Genomic DNA, 26483 nt, shown 5'->3' with positions numbered 1-26483 from the left:
TGAGCCATAAAAACAGGGGAGAGAGAATAATGGCAAGAAAAAGTGAAAGTAAAAAGGGAACTACAATAGCAGAAGCAGCCTTAATGCCTGCAAGTACAATAACCACAGCTGCCATAATTAAAAATCCGTATCCAACACTAAAGTTTTTAGCCATTGCCATTTTTTTCTCCATTTGAATAGCTTATTATATCTTATCTTCTAAAACAAGAGTTGATTTTACTTGACTTGTGAACATATGTCCGATATAATTTTGTATATTATAAAACTATAAAAGGAAGAAAAATGAAAAGAATCGTATTGCCGATTATGTTACTGGCGAGTGCTTCACTTTTGAGTGCTGCTACAAATAAAGAGATAAAACAAGAGGCTAAGAGTGCCATTATGAAAATGGGTGGAGCTTTAAAGTCACATATGAAACAAAATATGAAAGCAGGTGGACCAGTTCAAGCGGCAGGTTTTTGTCTTGATGAGGCATCGGGCATCGCTAAAAAGGTAAATGCGAGCTATCCAAAAGGTGTAAGTGTAAAAAGAGTTTCACTTAAGTATAGAAACCCAGCAGACAAACCAACGGCAGATGAAGCAAAAGTGCTTGAGCAGATTCAGAGTGATGTAGCTGCACACAAAACAGTACCTAAAATGATAGTAAAAGAGATAGCGAAAAACTCTTATAAAGTTTATAAACCAATTTTCATCAACAAAGGTGTATGTTTAACTTGTCACGGTGATGCAAAAACAAGAGATCCAGAGGCATATAAACTCATTAAAGCGAAATATCCAAATGACAAAGCAGTTGGATATAAAAAAGGCGACTTTAGAGGTGCGTTTGTTGTTACAATCATAAAATAAATACTTCATCATATTTCTACACTCAGTTCATCTTAAAATTTTGAGATGAACTTCAATCCTAATTTAAACTTTTTTATAAATTTCCCTTTTTTTTAATTTTTCAATCTCTTAAAAAATTTGACAAATGAACATATGTTTGTTATAATTCTGAACATATGTGCATATAAACTAAATTTTAAGGATTTAAAATGAGAGAGTTTACAAGAGGAAAAGGTCAAGGTTTTGGTAGAAAACACAGAGGCCTTAGTAGAGGAAGAAACTTTGGTGACAATGGAAGTTTTGGTGGTGGTAGAGGTTTTGGAAGAAGAAATTTCCAAGGCATCTTTTCAAAAAATGAAAATAATAGGGAAGGATTACAAATGAAAGTGGCATTTATGACAAATGGTAGAGAGCGTCTTGCAAAGCATATTGGGCTTGCAAAAAATATAGTTTTTTATTCACTTCCAGAGGGTGAATTTTTAGAGATGATTGAAAATCCAATTATGAAAAAGATTAAAGATGAAAATATTGTAATAGAAAAAGATAGTGAAGGAAATAGAGGACTTCATGTTGGTACTGAAATTCCTAGATTTCTTAAAGCAAATGGTGTAGATATTTTTGTCTCTTATGAGTTTGGTAAAGGTGTGAAAGATAATTTGCTTGCTCTTGGTATAACGCCAGTAGCCGCTCAAGGGCAGAGTGTAGATGATGTTATTGAAACAATGAAACAGAATCAAGAAAAATAAACTAAATTAGTGAGAGAGTAAAAATTGAATGACAAGAGAATGAGTCAGTTATATGAACAGGACAATCCGACCAATAATTATAAAAATGTAGCTCATGCATTTTTTCTCTCTTTAGCTATTACCATAGCAGAGCCTTCGACTGTATTGCCGCTTATAATTGAGCACTTTAGTAATAGTGCTCTTATTGTTGGTCTCTTTGTCTCTTTGTTGCGTGGAGGGGCAATACTCACACAGCTTTATGCTGCGTTTCATGCACAGAGTTATAAAAAAGTTTTGCCTTATTTACGAAGAGTATTTTTTTTTCGTTGGCTCTCTTGGTTTAGTATTGGTTTGAGTATTTTTTTTATCGGAGATGCTCATAAAACACTTACCCTTACTTTTATAGGATTAGGGCTTTTTGCTTTTTCCCTCTCTGCTGGTTTTGGTGCAATCTATTTTAAAGAACTTCAGGCAAAACTTTTTTCTAAAGCGTATCGTGGAAAGACCATGGCAAATCGTCAGGTTGCGGGTTCTATTGCTTCCATCGTTAGTGGTGGTGTTGCGGGATATGTTTTGAGCCATTTTCAAGCGCCACTTAATTATGCCTATCTTTTCATTGTCAGTAGTTTTATTATGGGTATTGGCTTTTTTATTTTTGGTACTATTGATGATGAACCATTAAAAGAGAATGTACAAGAAAAAGAGAAACATTTTGGGCTCTTTATAAAAAATGCCTTTGCCACGCTTAAAGATGACAAGCGACTACAGCAGCAGACTTTAGCCATTTTTTTAAGTTTTGCCTGTTATCTCTCCATTCCTTTTGTCATTTTAGAAGCAAAAAACAGTGTTACTTTGACCGGTTGGGTTTTAGGTGGATTCATAATGGTACAGATGTTTGGAAGCATAGTGGGAAGCTCTTTGTTATGGAGACAAATAAGCAATTATGAAAAGATGCTCTATTTGAGTTTTATTTTTATGATAGCTGCGTTTACAGCTGCACTTTTTGCGAATAATAGCTATATATATGCTCTTGTCTTTTTTCTCTATGGCATAGCTCTTGATGGTTTTGGAAATAGTGGAATGAATCTCATTATAGAGATAGCACCAGAAGAAAAACGCCCTATTTATACTGCGGTGCAAACAAATCTCAGTTCATTTGGACTTTTTTTTCCTATTCTTGGTGGTCTGTTACTGAAAAGTTTTGGGAGTTATGAGCTTATATACTTTCTAACTATTGGACTTCTGTTTGCAGGCTTAGTTATAAGTTTAGGGTTAAAAAAATATGGAGATAAAAATCATGAAAATTCTTTTTGATAACTATAAAGTATGTGATACATGCCACTCTCTTTGGGGATTTAGTGCTTACCTAGAGGAGTATAAACTTCTTTTTGACACAGGCAGCAATGGGCGTGTTCTTTTAAAAAATATGCAGCAACTTAATGTTGATGTGAAGGAAATAGAGTATCTTTTTATTACACATTCTCATTGGGATCATATTGGAGGTTTAGACAGCATTATTGAGCTTAATCCAAATCTTACACTCTTTGTTCCCTCTTCACTCTCAAAACATTTGATTAAAGATCTGAAAACTTTGGTGAAAGAGGTCGTAGTTTGTGGGAAAAAACCACAAAAACTTTTTGCAAATCTCTATACAACTGGAGTTTTAGGAGATGAAACTCCCGAGCAGTCTCTCATAATAGATAAACAAGAGAGTACGCTCATAACGGGTTGTGGACACTTTGGAGTTGAAAATATTACAAAAGTTGCACGAGAGATTATTGGTAGAGATATTCGCTGCGTTGAGGGTGGTTTTCATCTTTTAAGAAGTAGTGATGAAAAAATATTACAGACAATAGATGCGCTTAAAGAGATGGGTGTTAAGTGTGCAAGACCTACACACTGTAGTGGTGACAGGGCAATTGAATTATTTACTCTTTCTATTGACTTGTGAACATATGACCGATATAATTTCAGTAATATGTTTTCAAGGATAATGCTAAATTGCAAAAAAAAGATAATAATATCATTGCTACGGTCTCTGTAGCACATTTAGTACAAGATACTTACTCCGCTTTTTTAGCACCTATTTTGCCACTGCTTATAGATAAGCTTGGTATGAGCCTTGTTATGAGTGCTTTTTTAGATATTGCTAGAAAAATTCCTTCTCTTTTAAATCCTTTCTTTGGTCTTTTGGCTGAGAGGAGTGATGCTCGTTATTTTGTGATTTTATCTCCTGCGTTTACTGCTGTTGTGATGTCACTCTTGGGCGTGGCTAACTCTTATGCGATGTTACTCATTTTACTTTTTATTGCAGGGATTACTTCAACACTCTTTCATATTCCCTCGCCCGGGATGATAAAAGCATCTTCTGGCGATAAACTTGGACGGGGAATGAGTTACTTTATGGTTGGTGGAGAGCTTGCGCGTACACTTGGTCCTTTGATAATCACTGGTGGTGTCTCTTTGTGGGGACTTGAGGGTACTTGGAGACTTATGCCTTTTGGAATTATCGCTTCGCTGATTTTGTACTATAAACTGAGAAATTTTAACTTTACTCAGACAAAGTTTACAAAAAAGAGAGAGAAGGGCGATGCCCTGCGTGAAGTAAAACGCTTTTTACCTCTCTTTGGTGTTATGAGCGGTTTTATGTTTTTTCAGTCTGCTATGAAGATGGCGGTAACGCTTTATCTGGCTATTTATCTCACACAAGAGGGTTTCTCTTTGTGGGTAGCAAGTAGTGCTTTGGCAGTTTTGCAGTTCTTTGGGGTTATTGGCACATTTGCCTCGGGAACTATTTCAGATAAAATCGGAAGACAAAAAACGCTTGTCATCATGTCAAGTGGGGCAGCGCTTACTATGAGTGCTTTTCTCTTTAGTACAACACCCTACACAATGTTTCCACTTTTAGCACTTTTGGGAATTTTTATGTTTGCAAATGGTCCTATTATGCTCTCTGTTATTCATGAGTTAGATACAAAAATGCCGACATTTATAAACAGTGTCTATATGAGTATAAACTTCTCAATAAGTTCTATTGTAGTGCTGGCTATGGGAGTTTTTGGTGATGCTATAGGTTTGAAAACTACTTACATAATCGCTGCAGTTTTGGCATATATTGCCATTGGTTTTGCATCTGTTTTGGATGCTACAATACAAAAAGGAAAAATGAATGTTTAAAAAAATATTACCTCTAAATCTTATTATTTCGTTAAGAATGTTTGGGCTTTTTATAGTCCTTCCAGTGCTTTCTGTCTATGCTTTAGATATGCCAAACTCCAGTCATACTATGGTTGGTATTATCATCGGTGGATATGCGATAACGCAGATGCTCTTTCAGGTTCCATTTGGAACAATCAGTGATAAAATAGGGAGAAAAAAGACGATTATTTTTGGTCTTATTATCTTTGCTATTGGTTCTTTGGTTGCTGGTTTGGCGACAGATGTTTATACCTTGCTTATTGGGCGATTGCTTCAAGGTGCTGGTGCTATTGGTTCTGTAATTACTGCGACTATTAGTGATGTAGTTAAAGAGGAAGAGCGTGGTAAAGCAATGGCTATAATGGGTGGAAGTATTGGGATGGCATTTGCACTCTCTATGATTGCTGGACCTACTATTGCTGCTTATTGTGGTGGTGTTCCTACTCTGTTTTTTATTGTTACATTTTTAGCACTTGCATCTATTTATGTTTTAGTGAAATATGTTCCGGATCCTCCAGTCATTAAGCATACATATTTAGAAAGTGATAAATTTAAAATGTTTGAAAATAAAAATCTCATGAAGATGAACATAACAAATATGCTAGTAAAAGGTTTTATGACTTTTGCATTTATGATTATTCCTATTGTTTTGATTAAGACATATGGATGGAGCGAAAGTGAACTCTATAAAATTTACCTTCCATCTATGATAGTTGGAATTTTAGCAATGGGACCTGCTGCTATGATAGCAGAGAAAAAAGGGAAGTATAAACTTATTTTACTTCTTGGTGTTCTTTTTCTCGCTATTGCATATCTCATTATTGGACTAAGTCATACATATATGGCATTTGTTGCAGGTGTTATTATCTTTTTTATCGGTTTTAATCTTCAAGAACCTATATTGCAATCTTTAGCTTCAAAATATGCAAAAGTTCATCAAAGAGGTAAAGTTCTTGGAATTTTCAATAGCTTTGGTTACTTTGGAACTTTTATTGGCGGTTTTATTGGTGGTATGCTTCTTGATATAACAAGTTTGAGTGTTGTCTCTTATGGAATTATTGTTTTATGTATTGCTTGGGCTGTTATGCTTTTTACTCTTGATAATCCTGCAAAAAATAAAATTGCTTACATTCATTTAGATGATACAGACCATGCTAAACATCAAGAATTGCACACTAAAGAGGGTGTTATAGAGTGGTATATTAATGATACAGAACATGTTGTAGTTGTTAAATATGATGAGAGTTTAACAGATGAAGAGAGTATTAGAAAATTACTAAAAAAGGATGAAAAATGAGAATAATATTTTTAACATCGGTTCTATTATTACTCTTTAGTGGCTGTTCACAAGATAAAAAGGTAAATAATTTAGACGGAAAAAAACTTTTAGAGCAAAAGTGCACGAAGTGTCATAATATTGACCTGCCACCTAAGACTTTTAAAGATGAAAAAGCACCAGCGATGATGGCAGTTGCTTTTCATGTAGTACATTTCATAAAAACAGAAGATGAGAGTCAGCGAATTCCAAAGGCGATTGCGTTTGTGAAAGATTATGTTATAAATCCAAGTGCGAGTAAATCATTTTGTGATAAAGCAAGTCTGAAAACTTATGGAATTATGCCTTCACAAAAAGGAAAAGTAACACAAGATGAGCTTCAAGCTATAGCAGAGTATATGTTCTCACATTTTACAGAGAAAAATCTGAATGAAGCACAACTTTTAGAAAACAAACTAAATGCAATGCCAAAAGGTGAGCGATTGGTGCTTAAAAATGGGTGTCTCTCTTGTCATAAAGTAGATAAAAAAATCGTTGGACCTGCATTTAGAGATATTGCAAAGAGAAAAGGAAACTCATTAGCAGTTTTGATGCATAGCATTAAAAATGGTAGTAAGAAAAAATATGCAAGCTCTAAAGGTGCAGTGATGCCTGCGTTTAAAAAGTTAAGAGACGCAGATGTTAAAACAATTGCTCAGTGGATACTCTCTTTAAAATCACAAAAGGATAAAAAATGAAAATAGTTTTAGCAGTAGATGAAGATAAAAAGACAATAGTAAAAAAAACAGGACAAAGTGCATACTTTGCGATTTATGATGATGATAAATTTGTAGAAGTAGTGCCAAACAAACATCATGATGGTGGGCATCATGCTCATAGAGAAAATGAAGAACATGACCACTCTGAGATGGGACATAAAGAGCATACGAATTCACATAGAAAAGATGTAGAAGCGCTTAAAAATTGTGACATTATTTTAGTGCAAGCTGTGGGTGAAAATATGAAAGAAGCATTAGAGTCCATTGGCTTAAAAGTAAAAAAAATACGTCAAAAACATGGTGCAACAGCTGATGAGGTAGTGCGTAACTTTTTAGATGGCAATATCTAAACGCAGGGGGTTTGTATGAGAGGTAGAAAACCAATACAGAGAAATATAGATGCAGATCATAGCCATATCTGCTTTAAGCCATGTGGTGTTAAACGCAGTGAACTTGAAAGAGTCGCACTGCGTGAAGATGAGATGGAAGCACTGCGTTTAGCAGACTATGAAGGGCTTTACCAGCAAGAGTGTGCAGATAAAATGGGCATCTCTCGCACCACATTCTCTCGCCTTATAGAGTCTGCTAGGGGAAAAATTGCAGATGCTCTTTTGCATACTAAGGCGATACGAATAGGTTAAAATTAATTTGTTATTTCTCTATTGTATATATTTTACTTTTTAAAAGCATTGGTGTTTTTAAACTGGAATCTTGTAAATTTAGAGTTTTCCAGCAGCTAGGTTTTTCTAATATCACATACATAGAAGCTGTGATTATATCACCATCTTTCAAGTCTGGAACATTATAAATCAATTTTTTTGTCTCTTTTGCTTTTATATTGTTTACAAACCCTCTTTTGTATGCAAAAGCAGGTATAACAACAGGTTTTCCATCAGCCCCTAAAAAATCAATTTTAAATATACCCTGTTTGTCCTCAGTAGGAGATTTTTTATAATTTTGCCAGATGATTTTGCCATCTCTTTTTATATTAAGTTGTAAATAATTTAACCTTGCAACTTGGATGATAAGTGGATGAGGCATTTTATTTTTAATGCTCACTTCAATTTTTTTATTCTTTACATGAATATTTAACTCTATCCCTTTTTTTCTCATGCTCATATTATGTATGCCATTAAAGCTATGGTCATGATGTTGCGTACGAATTTTTTTGTTCATTTTTTCAACTTTTCCAGCTACAAGAGGCATATGACATTTAATACACTCTTTACTGTCCATCTTGCCATTCATCGCATCAAAGATTAGCGTACCATGGGTGTTTCTTTTATGTGAATGACAGCCAGAACAGACATATTTGTCATAAATAGGGCTATGTGTCATTGTGTGTTTATCACTCTCGTCAGGATTTTTTAAAGAGCCGTATAAAGTTGGTTTATAATTTGCTATTTGTTTGGTAAGAATTATTTTGTTTTTAAGATGGGCTTTTTTTACATAGGCAATCTGATGACAATAAAAACAACTAATAGCATCTTTTTCTCTCTGTTTTGATGAATCAGGTTTTAGAGTACCATTAGCTAACTCTTTTTGGTTTTGAGCCGATGGCATATGACATGTTGCACAATTATAATGATCTTCACTTGCTGCTAGGTTGGCAACTTTTCTATGTAGCTTATCGTTGAAATATGTCTTAGAGTGGTAAGAACTTTGATACTCTTGGAAAATTTGTTGATGACACTCACTGCACGATTTATTTGTACGATAGCTTGCCGACAAAAGTGTGACAAATAGAGTAAGAAAAATAATTTTTATCATTTTTGACCTTGTTTTCAATTATATGTAATAGTTTAAAGTATGACATAATTTTTTTGAAAAATTATTGACTAATATCATTTCAAAAGGTTTGAATAAGGTAAAAATACTGAATTAGGAGAAAAAATTTGCTTATGAGACCCGTTATTAGAGGTCTCTAAGCATAATCTAGCGATTTGTATGTGCGTAGTGTACTTCTATGAGATCAACAATACTAGTATCTAAAACATAAACATTTGTATAGCCCATCACTTCTAAGTAACCCATTACACGGTTTGCAAACCAAGCTTTTAAACAGCCTACAACTATAGGTGTATTTTTATCTGTTGGTAGCAGGTCTAAAGAGTCTGTAAATTTTGGATATGGAGTATAAAAAGCGTTGGCAATTCCTGCTTCTTGAGCATTGTCACCTTCTACTTTTGCTGGTGGTCTTACATCTAAAAGAACTGCACCAGCATCCATCAACAACTCTCTTGTTTTATGTAAATCTACAAGACCTAAATTTTCTTTTTTAACATCATTAGCAATGATTTGTGTTAATGTCTCTTTTGTTATTGTTGCCATATTTTTTCCTTTAACTTAAAATTTCTTCAATTGTGATGTAATCACCAACACGACCTGTCATCTGTTCTACATCAGTGTTTACTGGCAGTGTTTTTTTACCTGGTCTCCATCCTGCAGGACAAACTTCACCTGTTCTTGTAGCATGTTGCCACGCTTCTACTTGTCTTAAGAACTCATTTACATTTCTACCGACCGATGGCGCTTGAACCTCTTGTGCTACGACAACACCCTCTGGATTTATAAGAAATCTACCACGAAGTGCAACACCTTCATCTTCAAGAAGTACACCAAAAGCACGACTCACCTCTTTTGTACCATCAGCACCCATAGTCAGTTTTAAATCTTTTAAAAGTGGTTCTGTCTCTACAAATCTTTTATGAGAAAATTTAGTGTCAGTTGATACTGCTAAAATATCAACACCCATCGCTTGAAACTCATCATATTTTGCATTCATCGCTGCAATCTCAGTAGGACATACAAAAGTAAAGTCAGCAGGATAGAAACAGACCACATGCCATTTCCCTTCATAATCGCTGCTACTAACAGTTGTATAGTGACCACTTTTAGCGTCATACGCCTCCATAGAAAACTCTGGTGCTTTTTGCATTACTAATGTTGAACTCATTTTTTTCTCCTCTTTTATAGTTGATATTTCAGTCTCATGTTCTGAGACAACCTCTTTTTTTACTTGAATTGGAGCGTCACATGCCATTGCAACTCCTTATATTTTTGATATGTTGAAATTATAAAACTATAAAGACAATATTTAGTAAACGATAAAAATTATCTTCTATAATAAAAGTGAAGCATTAAAAATACCTATTTCATTAAATATTTATACTTATTTTATTGCTTGTATAATTATGTATCAACGCTTGTATAATATTTTGGTAAGATATTCCAATATTATCTGCTCTTTGTTTTATCATATCTAAATCTGATCTTTTAAGATTTATGCTAATTTGTTTCTTTTCTTGGTTGTATTGTCTTGTCTCTTTTGCCATTTGTTTTATTTTATCATTATCAAATGGTACACTCTTTATATTACCACTTTCTATGTCATTCAATAGCTCTAATTCTTCATTTGAATAATTCATACTAAACTCCTTTATACTGTTTATTTAACTTTCTACTTGGTATTATATTTTTTAGAAATATATAATCGTCATTTTTTACATATGGTACATAGTGAATATAGCCTTTTAAAGAAATAACATAAATATATTGATTTGGATATTTCTCAATATTTGGATGTTTATAATTATCTATAACTCCATTGTTTTCTAGTTCATAGAGAACATCATTAAAACTAACGCCTCTCTGAGATAATAATAACTCATTTTTTTCTTCATTCCATCTATACATCTAAGACCTTTTCACATATAAGATAATTATACCATATGTATAGTAACTTCAAATTCCTTATTTAGTGCTGATAAATATTTTTTGTACTTTTCTCGACTATTTTTGTTAAGATTTTATTTTTCATTCCCTTCATATCGCTTATTAATAATACGCTGCAATAATTGTAAACGCAGCAAAGAACATAAGGTGCGATAGCCCCTCAATGTAGTTGGTATGACCCTCTTCTGTAGTCTTCCACGCTAAAATAATTGTAAAGATGAGTGCCCCAATCTCAAGTGGGCTAAAGTCTAGTGTCAAGTTGATATGACTAGCATATGCTAGTCCCATTAGAACGGGAACTGTTACAAGTATGGAGACTGTAGATGCTCCCATGGCAATGTTGATGACACGCTGTATCTCATCATTTTTTGCAGCCTTAACTGCTGTGAGTAACTCTGGAGATGCAGAAATTAGCGCAATAATTAAGCCTGCAATACCATGAGAAATGCCATAATCTGCAGCAAGTTTCATCCCATCATGTGCAAATATCTCCGCACTGAGTGCAATAATGGCAATAAAAATGAATATTGCAACTATTAAGCCAAAATTATTAAATCTGTCAAATAGATAGTCATCATCTTCTTCCTCATCATGCTCTTCTTTCATTTTTCTTTTAAGTCTGAGTAGTCTGCTTCTTGCAGTTTGTTTGAAAAAATGTGTATGCGTTTTGGTCTGAAATACGACAATAATAATATAATAAATCATCAATAAGCCTGAGAGAATCATAGAGACTTGATAGAGTGTAGTTTGAGAGTGATTACTCTCATTTAAAATACTCGGTACAAGGAGTGCCAAACTTGCTACAAGTAAGATGGTTGTGTAGGTGCTAGAGGTATCTTTGTTGTGTTCTTGTTCCACAAAACGCAGACCTCCTACAAAGACTGCAAATCCAAGCAGTACATTCATATCTACAATAACAGCAGCAATAATCCCACCCTTTACAGTCTTTACAACTTCAGGGTCTTGTACCGCTTGGAGTAAAATCATATATAGAAGTATAATCTCAACTATAACAGCACTTGCAGTAAGCACAAAACTTCCATAGGGTTCAGGAAATCGCTCAGAGAGAATTTCGGCAATCTCAGAAACTGTCAATGAGAGCGTGCCAATGGCAACTGCTGAAACAATAGTTGCTAATGCATCCATATTATTATGATAAAAGTAAAATGCTAAAGCAACACAAAACACTCCTACATATATATCCCAGTAATCTTGTAGATAAGAGATAAATTTATTCTCTTCTTGTATGCTGCTACTCAATTTTTTCCTTGTTCTTGGATTTTATCTGTATTTATGATTGGTAGTGCAGCTTCAATGGAGCGTACATGTAAATCAACCTGTGGAAATGGTATTTCAATGTTATGCTCATTGAGCGCATCATAGATTAGAATCAAAAATCTTGATGTAGTTCGTTTTGGGTAGAGAATCTCTCTCCCCTTTATCCATACAAAGAGATTAAAGTTGATGCTACTATCTCCCATCTCTGTCATAAGAACTCTTGTAAAGTGTGTACGAGAATTATAAATATCTTTAAAGTCACTCTCTTTTACAGCTTTAAGTAGTACATCAATGACCTCTTGAGGGTTTGTCCCATATTTTACTCCAAAAGGGATTTCAAATCGTTTAATATTATCTGTCATTGTCCAGTTAATGACATTGTTTTGGATGAAGTTTTGATTTGGAATAATGACATCAATATTTGCATTTGTTTTTATGGTGGTTGAGCGCATTCTTATGTCTGTCACTCGTCCTCTTAAATCATCATTAATTTGTATATAGTCTCCAATTTTGACACTTCTCTCAAACATTAAAATAAGACCTGAAACAAAATTTGAGACAATGTTTTGTAGTCCAAAACCTATTCCAACAGAGAGTGCACCAGCTACTACTGCAAGAGATGAGAGGTTAATTCCAACCACTTTCAGTGAACTGAAAAATGCAATGATTATAATGATGTAATAGCCAATATTTGAAATAATCATTCGTGCTGAACGAGAAGATTGTTCTGTGGCTTCTGCATCATCATCACTATTTTTTTCTTTTAAGACTTTTCTTTTAAAAAGAGCACCAAAAATAAAGCCAAACAGTAAAATAAAGACAACCCAAATTAATTTTAAAATACTAATAGGAGTCTCATTGATGTGAAAGAGTGGATTAGCAAGTAAATTCCAGATGGATTCTGCTGAGTTTTTTACTGTCTGTTCAGTTGCTCCGCCAATAGTATATATAATACCTAGATATTTTTGCTCCATAGTGCTTAAAAGATTATCTAATGCAGCACTTTTAATGTTGTCTTTTTCTAGTTGCATAATTTTTTGTTTATATGTAAAAGCAGTGTGTTTCTTCTGTTGTAACTCATTACAAAAAATCAAAAAATCTGTTGCGATGAGCTGTTGCGATATTTGTTGCTGTTTTACCCCTTCTGCTGTGATGTTTTTTTCTACTCTTGTGAGCTCTCTAGGATTTTCTAAAAGCTCTATACGCTCTTTTTTTATTTGTAACTCTTTGAATTTTTTATTTTCATAGATGAGTTGTTGTAAATATTTTTCTTCTTGCTTTTTTAGCGTTTCTTGTTTTAAAAGCACTATCTTTGGAATATTTATAACTATTTTTTCTATTGCTTCTCTTCTTTTATTTAAAAGAGTCAGCTCTTTTTTGAGAAAAGATATTTTTTTTTGGTAAAGTACATATTGTAGTTGATATGTAGAGAGTAGTGGATCTGTTTGTAATGCGTTTGTTATTTCATCTTGTAGAGTTGCTTTTTTACTTTGTAAAGATTTTTGCTTTGTTTGTAGTGTAGCAATTTTATCAAGAAGATTGAACCATTGAAAAAGAACTTTTTGCGCATCTTTTGCTGTTTTTGGAACACTCAGATGTGATTGAGCTTGCTTTAACGGTTTAGGAGATGAAATCAGTCTTTCTAGTAGTGCAACTTGTAAAAGCGTCTGCTCATTTTTTTTCGTTGCTGATTTATTTAATGTTTTAAGTAAGTTTACATATACATTTTTATTTGCATTAATCAGTGTTGCGTTTATATCTGCTGCACTAAGTTGTGTAAAGAGTAAAATCCATATTGTAAATATTAGTTTCATGCTCTTCTCTTAAAAAGTCTTTTAAGACAACTGCGTTTAAAAGAGACCATCGGGACTCTTTGCGCATATATTTTGTACTCATTACCAAACTTTCTTTTGACTTCCATCTCTTCAAAGACTGTTATCATAAAAACAATGAAGAGCATCTCTAATGGAGCAATTATGGTAATGAAAGTTGGCAGACCTAAAAGCAGTGCCCAACCAAGGGGTAGGAGTGTGAGACCAAAGAGCATAGGGTGGCGCATACATTTGTAGATGCCAGATGTAACAAGCTTGTTTGTCTCTAAACGCGGCATATTTTCACCTCTTCCTTTTGCTAACTCTTTACCGCCATTGGCTGCTGCGCGAAAGGCTAAACGCAGTATAAAAAGACCGATGAGTGCTGAGAGTAGATGAAAGAGTGGCGAGTGAAAAAGGAGGTCATTCTTGTCAATGCTATATGTATACAAAGCACCGCCTATTAGCATAAAGAGCCATAAAACTATTCGTACGACTACAGAGGGAGTGGTATTGATTTTCATAAATTTTCCTTATGCGATAAAATGCCAAAGTAACTTGAGTGCTAATAGATATAAAAGCAGCGCCATAACTTTTTTAATATGACTCTGTTTGAGTTTGAAGTGCATCATATAGTTTCCGATGTAGCCACCAACTATGGCTGAGAGTGCAACAACAAGAAGCATTACCCAGTCAAGGGGAACATAAGAAGCATAGGTAAAAAAGGAACTAAGTGCAGAGAATGGAACGACAAAACTGACAGCAACCGCTACTTTTTTAGGCTCGTACCCTATAAGTAACAAAAGAGGTATAAGTATGTTCCCACCTCCTACTCCTAAAAGTCCAGATAAAAACCCTATGCTACTGCCTACTATAAAAAGCATATATATTGATTCTGCATTAAAAAGAGCTTTTTTCTTGCCAAACATCATCATAGTTGCAGAGTAAAAAAGCATAAGCATAAAGAGAAATTTTACAATTTTTTCATCTATAAAACTACTGGCATATGCACCAAGTGGTGCAAAAATAAGCATTGCAACAGCAAGAGGAAATACAAACTTGTAATCAACTACTTTTCTTTTGATGTTCATAATGCTTGAAGTTATAGTTGTGGAAGCTCCCGCAAAAAGACCAACTGCTTTAGCAACATTGAAATCAAATCCTAAAAAACTGAGAATAGGAATAAGAGCTATTCCTGCTCCTGCTCCGCCCATAGAAAATATGACAGAGAGAACAAGTGTTATAAGTGAGTAGAGTATATAATCATGCATTTATGATTACTATTTTATAGTTGGTGGTGTAATGTTTTTACTAAGAAGGGCATAGCTTTTTCCAACTCGTGCAAGAGGTGCATAATCAAGTGTAATTCTCTCTTTATCACTTATGATTTTATCATCAATAAATTGTGCTTTTATCTCGACAACGAGAGGAATAGTTTTTGAACTTTTTAACTCTATCTCTTGATAAAATTCACAAAAAAATGCACTAGGAACACCTGCAACCATAGGAGGAAAACCCTCTACAACCTCTTTTGTCTCAATGTTAAACGCAGTGGCTTCACTCTCATTTGCCCCAAGCTCTTTAGAGCTAAAGTGCATCGCTTCAAGATGTGCCTCATCAACCATACAAATGGTACATTTTTTTGTTTCACGCAGGTTTTTAAGTGTGTCTTTTTGGCTGCCATCACTTTTATGCCCAATGCTTACCATCATAGTGGCAGGTTCAGAACTTAACCCCATAAAGTAGCTAAAAGGTGCAATGTTAAGAAGCCCCTCTTCATTTTGAGTGACTATCCAGGCAATAGGTCTTGGAATAATGGTCTGAGCCATAAGTTGGTACTTTTGTGTGAGCTCTTTGTTTGCATAATCAACAAGCATCTTAAAGACCTACTATGTGTTTTATGTTATCTAGCATGCCATGTTTTTCTTCATGAGCAGTTTCATCTTTTTCTTCATTTGTAGTTGTTTTTCCTGTGTAGGCATCCTGCGGCATAACATTCTCAGGAGTTCCATCGACATTAACAACTTGAAGTTCTGGGTGAATAAGCTCACGTAGTTTTTTTTGCACAACCATTTTTGTAGTCATTAAACTCATAGAACAACCACCACAAGCACCTGTAAGAGTGATGTAAACAACACCATCTTTTGCCCCTAAAAGTTCAATCCCTCCGCCGTGAGAATTTACATACTCACTTACTTTTGGAATGTAATTCTCTACAGCATCATAAATATCTTCATCTAAAAATTGCATAATATACCCTCTAATTAATCTAAAAAAATTATATTCTTTTATATTTAAAATAAGTTTAGTTTATTTTGCTAAATATATGCTAAAGTTTAAAACCTTCGATTGCATTTTTAAGTACATTCACATGCTCTTCGATGGAGTCAACATTTTCATCTATTTGAGAAAGATCATTTACCAGTTTTTCTCCGTCGTCATTTGAGCGTTCGATGTCTGAGACCATGGTAAAAGTTGCATCTTTAATGACGGAAATAGTCGCTGTAATTTCAGAAGTCGCATGCTGGCTTCTCTCTGCTAGTTTTCTTACTTCATCGGCAACTACAGCAAAGCCACGACCATGCTCACCCGCACGTGCAGCTTCTATGGCTGCGTTTAGTGCAAGTAGATTTGTTTGGTCCGCGATGTCTTTGATGAGTCCGACCATATTTTCAATCTCATTTGTTGAAGATTCTAGTGATTTTGCTTTTTCTACAAGCTCTGCTTGTGCAGCTTGGAACTCTCCACTTGCCCACTCTACTGAGTTTTTGACAACCTCTTTTGTTTTTGCAGAGTCTTCATCGACTTCATTTGCTGAGGTTTGCGTTTGGCTCACTATGCCTTGAAGGGTTCTAATGATGGAATTAATAGGCTCTTCAAGTGCTTTGAGTTCAGAATTTTCATCAAGATGCATAAGGTCTGAAATATCTCTATCGCGTAATCTTGCAAGTCTTTTAATAATAGGTGCAGTCTGCTCCTGTAAAAATTCTTTTCTGGTTTGTATCTCTTCGCGTCTATCTCTAATGATAACAAATGTTCTATCGAGTTTGCCGCTCATAAAAACAGGAATTACATAAACAAATACAGGAATGATTTTTCCATTTTTATCTTCAACATTTGCATTGCCATATCCAGCTTTTTTCTCTTTCATATCGAATTGTCCAACAATTTTACAAACTTGACATTCGCTAGGGTTACTTGGCCAGAGTACTTTTCCTGCACCGCTGACATCTCTTAAATCACTGTCATTCCATTTTACAAGATTTTTAAAATCATCATTCCACTCTACAAATTTTCTATCAGGTAAAACGGCAAACATTCCGACAGGATAAGTGCGTTTAAACTCTTCCCAGTAGAACATCTCTCTGTTTTTAATGGCGAAAAGTGTTTTGATTTTTTCTTCTACATCTGTAGAATTAAGTACTTTTTTTTCATTTTCAAAGACGACTATCTTTTTGTCATTTAAGATTGATGTAACCTCTTTATTTAAAAATCCAAAATCGTACTCTACTTTATTACTTGAAAAAAAACCCATAATTATCTCCACTTCTCTATTTAAAATTTATAAGCAATAATATCATAAATTATCTTTACTAGAGAAAAAAGTTCGTATCTTTAGCTCATTTTGGATATAATCGCGTAATTTTATAAAAGAGAAAACTACATGGATATTAGAGAAGAATTTCTGAAATTTTTTGAATCAAAAAATCATACAAGGGTGGCTTCAGCTCCACTTGTTCCAGATGATGCAACACTGCTTTTTAACAATGCGGGTATGGTTCCGTTTAAGTCAATTTTTACAGGAGAGATTCCAGCTCCTAAAAATCCTCGTGCGACTTCATGTCAAACTTGTATTCGTGCAGGAGGGAAGCATAATGACCTTGAAAATGTAGGGCATACTGCACGCCACCACACTTTCTTTGAAATGCTTGGAAACTTTAGTTTTCGTGACTATTTTAAAGAGGAAGCCATAGCTTATGCGTGGGAGTTTATTACCGAAGTTTTACATCTCGATGAGAGTAAGCTCTGGGTGACCATTCATGAGAGTGATGATGAAGCTGAAATGTTTTGGAAAAAGCATATAGCAGCTGAGAGAATTATGCGTCTAGGCGATAAAGATAACTTTTGGGCAATGGGCGATACTGGACCATGCGGACCATGTTCTGAGATTTTTTATGATCAGGGTGCAGAGCACTTTAGCGGTCCTGAAGATTATATGGGTGGAGAGGGTGATAGATTTTTAGAAATCTGGAACCTTGTCTTTATGCAGTACGAGGTGAAAGTAAAAGGTGGTGAACGTATTCCTCTAGCAAAACCTTCCATAGATACAGGAATGGGCTTAGAGAGAGTCGTTGCCATTAAAGAGGGCGCACTCTCAAACTATGGTTCATCTCTATTTATGCCAATCATCCGTAAAGTTGAAGATATGGTGGGCAGAGAGTATGTCTATGCGAGCGGCGCATCTTATCGCGTTATAGCTGACCATATAAGAACGGCTGTTTTTCTTCTCTCTCAAGGGACAAACTTCTCTAATGAGGGACGCGGATATGTTCTTCGTAGAATCCTTCGCCGTGCTGTGCGTCATGGTTATCTGCTAGGTCTTCGTAAGCCTTTTATGTATAAGCTTGTCGATACATTGACAGATATTATGGGTGGTGAGTATGAGTACTTAATCCAGAAATCTGATGTTGTAAAAGAACAAATAGAGCTTGAAGAGGCACGTTTTTTCAAAACTATTGAATCTGGAATTGCACTTTTTAATATGGAACTTCAAAATACAAAAGAGATTTTTTCAGGAGAGGTTGCGTTTAAACTGTACGATACTTATGGTTTTCCACTTGATTTGACTGAAGATATGTTACGAGAGAAAAATCTTGGTCTTGACAGTGCAAAATTTGAAGAGCTTATGAGTGCACAAAAAACACGAGCAAAAGCTGCTTGGAAGGGTAGTGGTGATGATGCAGTGCAAGGTGATTTTAAAGAGTTGCTTGAAGCATTTGGCACAAATGAATTTGTAGGCTATGAGACAACACAGCATGCTGCAAAGGTATTGGCACTTTTAGATGAAAACTACAAAAAAGTAGATGCGCTAGATATTGGAGAAAATGGCTGGGTAATGCTTGATAAAACTCCTTTTTATGCACAAAGTGGTGGACAGTGTGGTGATATTGGAGAGTTACAGTGCCGTGCAAAGGTTCTTGATACAAGAAAATTTTTCGATATAAATCTCTCTAAAATTGCTGTAACTTCAAGCATAAAAGTAGGCATAAATGTAGATGCTATTGTAGATATTTCTCGTAATGAGATTACAAAACATCACTCTGCTACTCATCTGCTTCATGCTGTTTTATTTGATGAACTTGGAGAGCACATTTCTCAGGCTGGTTCACTTGTTGAAGCGACAAGATTGCGTTTTGATTTTTCTCATCCAAAAGCTTTAAGTGAAGCAGAACTTAGCGAGATAGAAAAACGGGTAAATGTAGAGATTATGCGTGCAATTCCTGCTCAAACAGAGGTTCTTCCAATAGAAGAAGCAAAAAAATCTGGTGCAAAAAGTCAATTTGGCGAGAAGTACGGCGATGAAGTGCGTGTTGTAAAATTTGCAGAGACTTCAGTAGAGTTTTGTGGTGGTGTGCATGTGGAAAATACGGCAAATATTGGAAGCTTTATTATTACAAAAGAGAGTGGAGTAAGTGCTGGTGTAAGAAGAATAGAAGCAGTATGTGGAAACGCAGCCTATAACTATTTTGTAGCACAAAGAGCACTGCTGCATCAGGCACAAAGTGAAGTGAAAAATCTTGATGTTTTAGCAGGTATTCATAGACTTAAATCAGGTATTAATGAACTTAAAACTGAACTTAAAGAGGCACAAGAGTCTTCAAAAGTTGAGATAAAAGCAGATGATGTTAATGGTGTGGCAGTAGTTGTTGAAGAGTTTCCTAATGGCGACATTAAAGAGAAAATAGATGAGCTTAAAAATCAAAATGAGAAACTTTGTGCTATGCTTTTTCAAGTAAAAGGAGATAAAGTTCTTATTGCTGCTGGTGTGAAAGGGTGTGGTGCAAAAGCAGGTGATTGGATTAAAAAAATTGCTCCCATTTTAGGCGGTGGCGGTGGTGGTCGCCCTGACTTTGCTCAAGCCGGAGGAAAAGATGCTTCAAAACTTCCAGAGGCAAAAGAGGCAGCGCTTGCGTTTATAAAAGAGGTTCTTATATAATGAAAGCGTTTTTAGTAGAATTTTTTGCAGACTATCGAACGCAGATTGTATTTTTACATGTTGTAAGTGCTGTTGTTTGGGTTGGTGGTATGATTGCTATGAAATTTGCTGCGCATCCTGCATTTATGAGTATAGAGTCTCCTCTGCATAGATTAGAGAGAATTTCACAAGCCTTGAAGCGTCTTTTTATTATTGTTTCTCCTTTTGTGATTATTCTTATTATTACTGCTGTAATTATGTCTGTTGGACTTGGTTTTCGTGCAGCGGCAGTTGATGCAAATGGCAATGTTATTGATGCTTATGCTATGCATATTTATAACTTTGTCCATACAAAAGAGGTTATTTGGATGGTTATGTCAGGAAACTTGGCACTTATGATTCTTTTACGTAACAAAGCCCAAAAATTACTCGATAAGGGTGACAGTGCAGGTGCGAAAAAAAGTCTTGGGCTTATTGGTAACTATATGGTACCTCTTAACATTATATTAGGCTTAGTTGCTATTTATTTGGGAGTGACACTTAGAAATGCCTATTAGATTATGTTCTTCATCACAAACACGAGCGCTATTGTTAAACGCAGCGGGTATTGATTTTATTCAAGAGAGTGTTGATTTTGATGAAGAGAGCATTGTTGCCCATAGTCCAAAAAACTTTGTTTATCAGGCAACGCTTGGTAAGTATGAGGCAAATCTGAGAGCTTTTGGATACGAAGAGTATCCACTGTTGGTAGCAGATACTGTTGTGACTTCACAAGGTCACATTCTTCGAAAAGCAAAATGCAAAGATGACGCTCGTAATATTTTAATGACACAAAGTGGAAATATTACGAGTATTATCACCTGTATGATTTATCAATCTAAGCAAAAAAAGATTATTGACATCTCCCAGACCGATTATATTTTTGATGATTTTAATCAAGAAGATTTGGAAGAGTATTTAGAGAGTGGTGAGTGGAGAGGAAAAGCTGGAGCTTGTATGGTGGAGGGCTTTTGTAAAAGCTACATCAAAGAGGTAAAAGGCTTTGAGAGTACTGCTATGGGACTCTGTGTTGAGGTCTTAAAGAGTTTTAGATGATAAAAAATAGCCGTCTTTATATCTCTAGTCTTGCGTTTATACTTCTCGCATTACTTGTAATTTTTGCTTATTTGTATTTTTTAAAATCTACAAAAGAGGATTTTATTCATAATAATTATGAAAAACAAGCACTTACCTTAAGAGCGAGTTTGAAAAATATGATTGAGGCAAAGCAAAAATCTACTTTAGGATTGGCAATAACACTTGCTACTCATGACAAAGAGCTTGTAAAATATATAAACAAAAAAGAGATTCCTGCCTCATATTATGATGATTTAATTACTCAATATTCTGAGAACACATTTTATAAAAATATTTGGATTCAGGTAATTGACACTAAGGGAATTTCACTCTATAGAAGTTGGAGTTTGAATCATGGAGATGATTTAAGTAAAATTAGAGCAGATATTAGAAGTGCACTTAAAATCAAAAAACCACAAATGTCAATTAGTACAGGAGCATTTAATCTATCACTTAAGTCCATTGCCCCTATATTTTCTGATGGTAAATTTATGGGTTTGGTAGAGGTTATATCGCATTTTGACTCTATTACAAAGCTCTTAGCACAAGAGGGTGTACAGTCCATAGTAGTAGCGGATGAGTATTTTAAAAAACAACTCAAGCATCCATGGAATAAAACATTTATAGCTAATTATTATGTTTCAAATAAGATGGCAGACAAAAAACTTATTGAGTATCTCTCAAGACATAATATGCAAGATTATTTTAACAACTCTTATAAGATTGAGAATGGTTATCTTATTACCTCTTATCTTATAACAGATCATCATAATCCTGTTGGTGCATATATTATGTTTGAAAAACTTAAAGATATAAGTTCTGAGAATAGAGATGATTTTATTTTAAAATGGTTGATTTTTGGTTTTATTGTTGTTACCTTTATTGCTATTGTTGGAAATATTGGCATATATTATGTACTCCAAAGACAGAAAAAATATTACAGGAGTATTATAAATACCTCTGAAAATATGATAATTACAAATAATAAAGAGAGCATGACAGATGTAAATAATGCATTTTTTCACTATTTTAAAAAGTATAAAACCTTGAGAAGTTTTCTTCAAGAGAACTCTTGTATATGTGAATTTTTTGTTCAAGAAGATGGTTATATACAAAAAGAGATGAATGGAGTGAATTGGGTAGATTATCTTCTACAACATCAAGGTGAAAATAATAAGATTAAGATGGATATAGATGGAGAGATTTTTTATTTTCTCGCTTCAGCTTCTATTATATCTCAAAAACCTCTGCAAAATGCGATTATTTTATCGGATATTACTGAACAGGAAATTTATAAACATGAGCTTGAAGAGCGAAGCGTAACAGACCCTTTGACTGGAGTAAAAAACAGACGTTTTTATGAATCACGCATACAGTATGAAATTTCTCGTGCATGTAGGTATGATATTCCACTCTCTATTATTATGTTTGACATAGATCACTTTAAACAGGTAAATGATATTCATGGACATGATGTTGGTGATAAAGTTTTAATAGAATATACGGAGCTAATTTCAGAGATACTACGAGATAGTGATACCCTCTGTAGAATTGGTGGAGAAGAGTTTGTTATTATTGCACCTCATACTACGAAAATTGATGCCTATAAATTGGCAGAAAAGATACGAAAAATTGTAGAAAAATCGAAGCATATTGTGCCTATTACTATGAGTTTTGGTGTGACCGAACATGAAAATGATGAAGATAAAGACAGTATGTTTAAACGTGCTGATAATGCTCTATATGAAGCCAAAAAGAGTGGTAGAAACAAAGTGGTTTTAGGATGAATTTTTATGAAAATGAGCTAAAAGCACTAAAAAAGGCGCAAAGATTTCGCTCACGTGAGTTAGTGGATTATAGCCTGAAAGATTTTGCTTCAAATGACTACTTGGGACTTGCTCATAAAAAAGAGCTCCATACTCAAGCTTGTCAAGCCCTGTCTCTAAACGCAGTGCATGCTCCAAAAGCTTCGATGCTTGTCAATGGTTACCATAAAATACATAAAGATTTTGAAGATGCACTTTGTCAGGCAAATGGTTTTGAAGCAGGTATAGTTTTAGGGAGTGGTTTTAATGCAAATATTGCCATAATTGAAGCGTTAATGAGAAAAGGCGATACACTTTTTATGGATGAACTTTACCATGCTTCTGGAGTTTTAGCCTCTCAAATTGGTACTATAAATGTAGTGCTATTTCGCCATAATGATATGAATCATCTTGAAGAGTTACTCAAACGCAGTAGTGCTAAACGCAGCCTTATTGCAGTTGAGGGCATCTACTCGATGGATGGTGATTTATGTGCAAAAGAGGTCTTTACCTTAGCTGATAGATATGAAGCAATGCTTTTAGTGGATGAAGCACATAGCAGTGGTGTTGTTGGAGAGCAACTAATGGGTGTTTTTGATTATTATGACATTAAAGTGAAAAATAACTACATAAAAATGGGGACACTCGGTAAGGCTTATGGAAGCTTTGGTGCTTTTATTTTATCATCACTACATATCTCTGAGTATCTTTTAAATAGGGCAAAGCCTATCATCTATGCGACTTCTCTTTCGCTGTATGACACCCTTTTAGCACATAACTCTTTAAACTATATTCTCTCAAACATAGCGACTTTAAAAGAAGCAATAGCTTTGCGTAAATCCATAATAAACGAAAAACTTGGTATAAAAGTAGATGGACTTATAGTCCCCATTGTTTATGGTGACAATAAAAAGGTCATAGAGATAAAAAATGAACTACTCTCTTTAGGATATGCAGTTGGTGCAATACGCCAACCCACGGTAGAAAAAGCGATTATTCGTCTTATTGCTAGAGTTGGTGAGAGTTGTGATGATTTGAGAACTTTGTGTGAAGTGTTGGCAAGAAAATGAGTGTATCAAAACTTAAAATTGTTTATAAAGAGAAAGATTTAGTCAATATTGCTTTTGATATAAAAAACTCTTTGGCTCTTATTGGGCAGAGTGGAAGTGGAAAAAGTTTGACTATTAAAGCACTGCTTGGGATGTTACCACAGGGTATGCAACTAGAGTTAGAAGAAGATTTTGATTTTAAACTTGTGAGTGGAGAGAGCGTTGCGTTTGTGCCGCAAAATCCTTTTACAGCACTCTCACCGCTAACAAAGATTAAAAAACAATTTTTTGCAAAAAAGGAACGAGTAACAGCACTTTTTGATGCCGTTGGTTTAGATCAGGCATTATTAGAGCGCTTTGCCCCTGAACTCTCTGGAGGACAACTCCAACGGGTTGTGATTGCAATGGCGTTAGAGAAGCATCCTAAGCTTTTACTGCTAGATGAACCAACAACGGCGCTTGATCCAAAAACCAAGCAGATTATTTTAGAACTTTTAAAAAAGCTTCAAAAAAAAGAGGCATTTAAAATGCTTTTTGTTACGCACGATATTGCATCTGCAAAAGATTTATGCGAGGATGTTTGCATCATTAAAGATGGGCTGGTTGTTGAATCTGGGAATTTAGAGAATGTTTTGAGTAATCCAGAACAAGAGTATACAAAAACATTAATAGAAGCAAATTTTGCAAATAGGAAATATAGAGAATGATAAAAAAAACATTTATAACACTTTTTGTATTGGGAGTTTTGTCTCCTTTTCTTATAGTAGGGTATTACTATTTTAATTATAATTATGACATATCATCATTAGTCAATTTTAATCCACCACTTACTAGTCATATATATGATAAAAATGGTGAAAAAATTGCAAATGTATTTGATAAACAAAATAGATCTTATGTTAAATTTAATGATATTCCTCCTCGTATAGTCGAAGCCCTTGTTGCCATAGAAGATACAACATTTTTTGAACATTCTGGGGTGAATTTTGGTGCTATTTTTCGGGCATTCATTAAAGATGTCAAGGCACGAAAGATGGTAGAGGGAGCAAGTACAATTACCCAACAGCTTGTAAAAAATAAACTTCTTACTCGTGAGAAAAAGATTTCTCGTAAAATAAAAGAGTTTATTTACTCCTATAAAGTAGAAAATGCTTTAACAAAAGAGCAGATACTTGAGCGTTATTTGAATGAAATTTATTATGGACATGGTTATTATGGCATTAAAACGGCGGCAAATGGCTACTTTCATAAAAAGTTATCAGATTTGACACTCAAAGAGATGGCAATTTTAGTTGGATTGCCAAAAGCACCAAGTACCTATGCACCAACGAAAAATTATGAAATTTCTATGGGTAGAGCAAATCGTGTTGTGACGAGAATGCATACTCTAGGATGGATTGATGACGCTGCGTTTGAAAAAGCACTGGTTGAAAACCCTAAAGTTTATAATGATACACTTACTCAAAATAGAGCCCCTTTCATTGTTGATGCTGTTGAGAGAAGAATGAGAAAGATGGGTATTAGAGATTTTAAAACTGGTGGGTATGAAGTGCATACGACTATTGATCTACGATTACAAAATGCAGCAAAAAAATCACTCAAATATGCTTATGATTTAGCACTAAAAAGAATAGGGAAGTATAAAGAAAAAGATTTACAAAAATTAGAACAGGCACGTGCAAATGGAGATGAAGAGTTTGAGCCACAAGATGTCAATGTGTCACAGTTAAATGGTGCAATGGTCTCTTTGGATTCAAAAAGTGGGGATATTTTAGCACTTGTTGGAAGTGTAGATTATAAAAAAAGTTCTTATAATCGTGCAACACAAGGTAGACGACAACCTGGTTCTGCATTTAAACCGTTTATTTATCAGGTTGCCATAGATTTGGGGTACAGTGGTGCTACGAAACTTGTTGATATTGCAAAAACTTATGATTATGAAAAAAATGGTAAAGATATGAAGTGGCAGCCTGAAAATTATGAAAAAGATTACAAAGGGCTTATCTCCTTGAGAAATGCCTTGGTACACTCAAGAAACCTTGCAACCATTAATCTTGTTAACGATATAGGATTGCATCAGCTTTTAAGAGAGTTGCAAAAGTTTCATATTAAAAATTTGCCACATGATTTATCTATTGCACTTGGAACAATCTCTCTTTCACCACTTCAATTGGCAGGTTATTACACATCATTTTCTAACAAAGGTGTGCAGGTTGCTCCTCATCTTATTAGTTCTATAGAGAAACGAGGCAGTACTGTTTATGAGAAACAAGACAAACAAATGAGAACTTCACCTCAGACTCAGTCTTATATTATGACAACAATTTTAGAAGATGTTGTAAAAAGAGGAACGGGGCGACGCGCAAGAGCAAGAGGTATAGAACTTGCAGGAAAAACTGGTACAACAAATAACAATATGGATGCATGGTTTGCTGGTTATTCTCCAACAATTGAGACAGTAGTTTGGTTTGGTAATGATGACAATACACCAATGTATCATAAAGAGACAGGAGGGCGTGTTTCAGGTCCTGCGTTTAGGAGATATTACCAGCAGTTACTAAAACTTTACCCTCAAATTAAGCGTAAATTTGATGTGCCAGATGGTATAATAGAGGTACAAATTAATGGCAAAAAAGAGTATTTTAGTAATATTTCTAAGCCTCCCCGTGTAGATGAAGATACAGATCCAGAAGGGGAGTTAGTATTTTAAC

28 protein-coding genes are annotated in these 26483 nt (G+C 34.7%); 16 read left to right on the top strand and 12 right to left on the bottom strand.

Translation table 11 applies throughout. The annotated features are described in order from the left end of the window. Nucleotides 1-282 precede the first annotated feature (282 nt). The 9 genes from MV589_RS04125 (at nucleotide 283) to MV589_RS04085 (ending at nucleotide 7423) form a co-directional block, all read left to right on the top strand. Nucleotides 283-846 (top strand): Tll0287-like domain-containing protein, encoded by a 564-nt coding sequence (locus tag MV589_RS04125; protein ID WP_297432318.1) that lies wholly within the window; start codon nucleotides 283-285, stop codon nucleotides 844-846. A 188-nt stretch (nucleotides 847-1034) separates the two neighbouring features. Further along, on the top strand, nucleotides 1035-1571 hold the full coding sequence (locus MV589_RS04120) for a NifB/NifX family molybdenum-iron cluster-binding protein (protein WP_297432315.1): 537 nt from the start codon (nucleotides 1035-1037) through the stop codon (nucleotides 1569-1571). 39 nt (nucleotides 1572-1610) lie between these two features. After that, on the top strand, nucleotides 1611-2864 hold the full coding sequence (locus tag MV589_RS04115; protein WP_297432313.1) for an MFS transporter: 1254 nt from the start codon (nucleotides 1611-1613) through the stop codon (nucleotides 2862-2864). After that, nucleotides 2848-3501, top strand: coding sequence for an MBL fold metallo-hydrolase (locus MV589_RS04110; RefSeq protein ID WP_297432311.1), 654 nt, complete (start codon nucleotides 2848-2850; stop codon nucleotides 3499-3501). Before MV589_RS04115 ends, MV589_RS04110 begins: the two co-directional genes overlap by 17 nt. Nucleotides 3502-3551: 50 nt before the next feature. Next, on the top strand, nucleotides 3552-4727 hold the full coding sequence (locus MV589_RS04105) for an MFS transporter (protein ID WP_297432309.1): 1176 nt from the start codon (nucleotides 3552-3554) through the stop codon (nucleotides 4725-4727). Next, complete coding sequence (locus MV589_RS04100; RefSeq protein ID WP_297432307.1) at nucleotides 4720-6045, top strand: MFS transporter; 1326 nt, start codon at nucleotides 4720-4722, stop codon at nucleotides 6043-6045. Before MV589_RS04105 ends, MV589_RS04100 begins: the two co-directional genes overlap by 8 nt. Continuing rightward, complete coding sequence (locus MV589_RS04095; protein ID WP_297432305.1) at nucleotides 6042-6761, top strand: c-type cytochrome; 720 nt, start codon at nucleotides 6042-6044, stop codon at nucleotides 6759-6761. The genes MV589_RS04100 and MV589_RS04095 overlap by 4 nt, the downstream gene beginning before the upstream one ends. Then, nucleotides 6758-7132 (top strand): NifB/NifX family molybdenum-iron cluster-binding protein, encoded by a 375-nt coding sequence (locus tag MV589_RS04090; protein ID WP_297432304.1) that lies wholly within the window; start codon nucleotides 6758-6760, stop codon nucleotides 7130-7132. The genes MV589_RS04095 and MV589_RS04090 overlap by 4 nt, the downstream gene beginning before the upstream one ends. Before the next feature lie 15 nt (nucleotides 7133-7147). Beyond that, nucleotides 7148-7423 carry a DUF134 domain-containing protein gene (locus MV589_RS04085; RefSeq protein ID WP_297432302.1) on the top strand — a complete coding sequence of 92 codons (276 nt, stop codon included), beginning with the start codon at nucleotides 7148-7150 and terminating at the stop codon, nucleotides 7421-7423. 10 nt (nucleotides 7424-7433) lie between these two features. On the opposite strand, the gene MV589_RS04080 is transcribed toward MV589_RS04085, so the two are convergent. The 12 genes from MV589_RS04080 to MV589_RS10970 form a co-directional block, all read right to left on the bottom strand. After that, nucleotides 7434-8552, bottom strand: coding sequence for a multiheme c-type cytochrome (locus tag MV589_RS04080; protein ID WP_297432300.1), 1119 nt, complete (start codon nucleotides 8550-8552; stop codon nucleotides 7434-7436). A gap of 165 nt (nucleotides 8553-8717) precedes the next feature. Continuing rightward, entirely contained in the window at nucleotides 8718-9113 is a 396-nt protein-coding gene (locus MV589_RS04075) for a rhodanese-like domain-containing protein (protein WP_297432298.1), read from the bottom strand. A 10-nt stretch (nucleotides 9114-9123) separates the two neighbouring features. Further along, nucleotides 9124-9825: a peroxiredoxin gene (locus MV589_RS04070; RefSeq protein ID WP_521966165.1), complete on the bottom strand. Its 702-nt coding sequence runs from the start codon at nucleotides 9823-9825 to the stop codon at nucleotides 9124-9126. Between the two features lie 115 nt (nucleotides 9826-9940). Then, nucleotides 9941-10210, bottom strand: coding sequence for a hypothetical protein (locus tag MV589_RS04065; RefSeq protein WP_297432297.1), 270 nt, complete (start codon nucleotides 10208-10210; stop codon nucleotides 9941-9943). Between the two features lies 1 nt (nucleotide 10211). Beyond that, a complete protein-coding gene (locus MV589_RS04060) occupies nucleotides 10212-10478 on the bottom strand; it encodes a BrnT family toxin (protein ID WP_297432295.1) in 267 nt (88 codons plus the stop codon). Nucleotides 10479-10619: 141 nt separating this feature from the next. Then, nucleotides 10620-11777, bottom strand: coding sequence for a calcium:cation antiporter (locus tag MV589_RS04055; RefSeq protein WP_297432293.1), 1158 nt, complete (start codon nucleotides 11775-11777; stop codon nucleotides 10620-10622). Further along, nucleotides 11774-13609, bottom strand: a complete 1836-nt coding sequence (locus MV589_RS04050; protein WP_297432291.1) for a mechanosensitive ion channel domain-containing protein — start codon at nucleotides 13607-13609, stop codon at nucleotides 11774-11776. The genes MV589_RS04055 and MV589_RS04050 overlap by 4 nt, the downstream gene beginning before the upstream one ends. Beyond that, entirely contained in the window at nucleotides 13606-14130 is a 525-nt protein-coding gene (locus MV589_RS04045; protein ID WP_297432289.1) for a methyltransferase family protein, read from the bottom strand. Before MV589_RS04045 ends, MV589_RS04050 begins: the two co-directional genes overlap by 4 nt. Before the next feature lie 9 nt (nucleotides 14131-14139). After that, a complete protein-coding gene (locus MV589_RS04040; protein ID WP_297432287.1) occupies nucleotides 14140-14877 on the bottom strand; it encodes a sulfite exporter TauE/SafE family protein in 738 nt (245 codons plus the stop codon). A 9-nt stretch (nucleotides 14878-14886) separates the two neighbouring features. After that, nucleotides 14887-15483: a flavin reductase family protein gene (locus tag MV589_RS04035; RefSeq protein ID WP_297432285.1), complete on the bottom strand. Its 597-nt coding sequence runs from the start codon at nucleotides 15481-15483 to the stop codon at nucleotides 14887-14889. A 1-nt stretch (nucleotide 15484) separates the two neighbouring features. After that, the gene (locus MV589_RS04030; RefSeq protein ID WP_297432284.1) at nucleotides 15485-15856 is read right to left on the bottom strand and encodes a NifU family protein; all 372 of its coding nucleotides are present in this window, start codon (nucleotides 15854-15856) and stop codon (nucleotides 15485-15487) included. Between the two features lie 79 nt (nucleotides 15857-15935). After that, the gene (locus MV589_RS10970; protein WP_521966167.1) at nucleotides 15936-16520 is read right to left on the bottom strand and encodes a methyl-accepting chemotaxis protein; all 585 of its coding nucleotides are present in this window, start codon (nucleotides 16518-16520) and stop codon (nucleotides 15936-15938) included. A 750-nt stretch (nucleotides 16521-17270) separates the two neighbouring features. Here MV589_RS10970 and alaS point away from each other — a divergent pair. The 7 genes from alaS to MV589_RS03990 are packed head-to-tail and all read left to right on the top strand — an operon-like array spanning nucleotide 17271 to nucleotide 26482. Next, nucleotides 17271-19823, top strand: coding sequence for an alanine--tRNA ligase (gene alaS / locus MV589_RS04020; protein WP_297432280.1), 2553 nt, complete (start codon nucleotides 17271-17273; stop codon nucleotides 19821-19823). Then, nucleotides 19823-20359: a hypothetical protein gene (locus tag MV589_RS04015; RefSeq protein ID WP_297432279.1), complete on the top strand. Its 537-nt coding sequence runs from the start codon at nucleotides 19823-19825 to the stop codon at nucleotides 20357-20359. The genes alaS and MV589_RS04015 overlap by 1 nt, the downstream gene beginning before the upstream one ends. Continuing rightward, entirely contained in the window at nucleotides 20349-20897 is a 549-nt protein-coding gene (maf, locus tag MV589_RS04010; protein ID WP_297432277.1) for a septum formation inhibitor Maf, read from the top strand. Before MV589_RS04015 ends, maf begins: the two co-directional genes overlap by 11 nt. Further along, on the top strand, nucleotides 20894-22705 hold the full coding sequence (locus tag MV589_RS04005; protein ID WP_297432275.1) for a sensor domain-containing diguanylate cyclase: 1812 nt from the start codon (nucleotides 20894-20896) through the stop codon (nucleotides 22703-22705). Before maf ends, MV589_RS04005 begins: the two co-directional genes overlap by 4 nt. Further along, nucleotides 22702-23793 carry an aminotransferase class I/II-fold pyridoxal phosphate-dependent enzyme gene (locus MV589_RS04000; protein ID WP_297432273.1) on the top strand — a complete coding sequence of 364 codons (1092 nt, stop codon included), beginning with the start codon at nucleotides 22702-22704 and terminating at the stop codon, nucleotides 23791-23793. The genes MV589_RS04005 and MV589_RS04000 overlap by 4 nt, the downstream gene beginning before the upstream one ends. Then, entirely contained in the window at nucleotides 23790-24479 is a 690-nt protein-coding gene (locus MV589_RS03995) for an ATP-binding cassette domain-containing protein (protein ID WP_297432271.1), read from the top strand. Before MV589_RS04000 ends, MV589_RS03995 begins: the two co-directional genes overlap by 4 nt. Next, nucleotides 24476-26482 carry a penicillin-binding protein 1A gene (locus tag MV589_RS03990; RefSeq protein WP_297432269.1) on the top strand — a complete coding sequence of 669 codons (2007 nt, stop codon included), beginning with the start codon at nucleotides 24476-24478 and terminating at the stop codon, nucleotides 26480-26482. The genes MV589_RS03995 and MV589_RS03990 overlap by 4 nt, the downstream gene beginning before the upstream one ends. Nucleotide 26483 lies beyond the last annotated feature (1 nt).

Source organism: Sulfurimonas sp. (assembly GCF_026991475.1).
GTDB lineage: Bacteria > Campylobacterota > Campylobacteria > Campylobacterales > Sulfurimonadaceae > Sulfurimonas.
Note: the sequence above shows the minus strand (reverse complement) of the source record. Positions and strands in the feature narration are given on the sequence as shown.

Excerpts from the sequence above, each read along its gene's own strand:
- MV589_RS04125 (WP_297432318.1), top strand. The coding sequence starts at position 283 with ATGAAAAGAATCGTATTGCCGATTATGTTACTGGCGAGTGCTTCACTT.
- MV589_RS04120 (WP_297432315.1), top strand. The coding sequence starts at position 1,035 with ATGAGAGAGTTTACAAGAGGAAAAGGTCAAGGTTTTGGTAGAAAACAC.
- MV589_RS04115 (WP_297432313.1), top strand. The coding sequence starts at position 1,611 with ATGAGTCAGTTATATGAACAGGACAATCCGACCAATAATTATAAAAAT.
- MV589_RS04110 (WP_297432311.1), top strand. The coding sequence starts at position 2,848 with ATGAAAATTCTTTTTGATAACTATAAAGTATGTGATACATGCCACTCT.
- MV589_RS04100 (WP_297432307.1), top strand. The coding sequence starts at position 4,720 with ATGTTTAAAAAAATATTACCTCTAAATCTTATTATTTCGTTAAGAATG.
- MV589_RS04095 (WP_297432305.1), top strand. The coding sequence starts at position 6,042 with ATGAGAATAATATTTTTAACATCGGTTCTATTATTACTCTTTAGTGGC.
- MV589_RS04090 (WP_297432304.1), top strand. The coding sequence starts at position 6,758 with ATGAAAATAGTTTTAGCAGTAGATGAAGATAAAAAGACAATAGTAAAA.
- MV589_RS04085 (WP_297432302.1), top strand. The coding sequence starts at position 7,148 with ATGAGAGGTAGAAAACCAATACAGAGAAATATAGATGCAGATCATAGC.
- MV589_RS04080 (WP_297432300.1), bottom strand. The coding sequence starts at position 8,552 with ATGATAAAAATTATTTTTCTTACTCTATTTGTCACACTTTTGTCGGCA.
- MV589_RS04075 (WP_297432298.1), bottom strand. The coding sequence starts at position 9,113 with ATGGCAACAATAACAAAAGAGACATTAACACAAATCATTGCTAATGAT.
- MV589_RS04070 (WP_521966165.1), bottom strand. The coding sequence starts at position 9,825 with ATGGCATGTGACGCTCCAATTCAAGTAAAAAAAGAGGTTGTCTCAGAA.
- MV589_RS04065 (WP_297432297.1), bottom strand. The coding sequence starts at position 10,210 with ATGAATTATTCAAATGAAGAATTAGAGCTATTGAATGACATAGAAAGT.
- MV589_RS04060 (WP_297432295.1), bottom strand. The coding sequence starts at position 10,478 with ATGTATAGATGGAATGAAGAAAAAAATGAGTTATTATTATCTCAGAGA.
- MV589_RS04050 (WP_297432291.1), bottom strand. The coding sequence starts at position 13,609 with ATGAAACTAATATTTACAATATGGATTTTACTCTTTACACAACTTAGT.
- MV589_RS04045 (WP_297432289.1), bottom strand. The coding sequence starts at position 14,130 with ATGAAAATCAATACCACTCCCTCTGTAGTCGTACGAATAGTTTTATGG.
- MV589_RS04040 (WP_297432287.1), bottom strand. The coding sequence starts at position 14,877 with ATGCATGATTATATACTCTACTCACTTATAACACTTGTTCTCTCTGTC.
- MV589_RS04035 (WP_297432285.1), bottom strand. The coding sequence starts at position 15,483 with ATGCTTGTTGATTATGCAAACAAAGAGCTCACACAAAAGTACCAACTT.
- MV589_RS04030 (WP_297432284.1), bottom strand. The coding sequence starts at position 15,856 with ATGCAATTTTTAGATGAAGATATTTATGATGCTGTAGAGAATTACATT.
- MV589_RS10970 (WP_521966167.1), bottom strand. The coding sequence starts at position 16,520 with ATGCATCTTGATGAAAATTCTGAACTCAAAGCACTTGAAGAGCCTATT.
- alaS (WP_297432280.1), top strand. The coding sequence starts at position 17,271 with ATGGATATTAGAGAAGAATTTCTGAAATTTTTTGAATCAAAAAATCAT.
- MV589_RS04015 (WP_297432279.1), top strand. The coding sequence starts at position 19,823 with ATGAAAGCGTTTTTAGTAGAATTTTTTGCAGACTATCGAACGCAGATT.
- maf (WP_297432277.1), top strand. The coding sequence starts at position 20,349 with ATGCCTATTAGATTATGTTCTTCATCACAAACACGAGCGCTATTGTTA.
- MV589_RS04005 (WP_297432275.1), top strand. The coding sequence starts at position 20,894 with ATGATAAAAAATAGCCGTCTTTATATCTCTAGTCTTGCGTTTATACTT.
- MV589_RS04000 (WP_297432273.1), top strand. The coding sequence starts at position 22,702 with ATGAATTTTTATGAAAATGAGCTAAAAGCACTAAAAAAGGCGCAAAGA.
- MV589_RS03995 (WP_297432271.1), top strand. The coding sequence starts at position 23,790 with ATGAGTGTATCAAAACTTAAAATTGTTTATAAAGAGAAAGATTTAGTC.
- MV589_RS03990 (WP_297432269.1), top strand. The coding sequence starts at position 24,476 with ATGATAAAAAAAACATTTATAACACTTTTTGTATTGGGAGTTTTGTCT.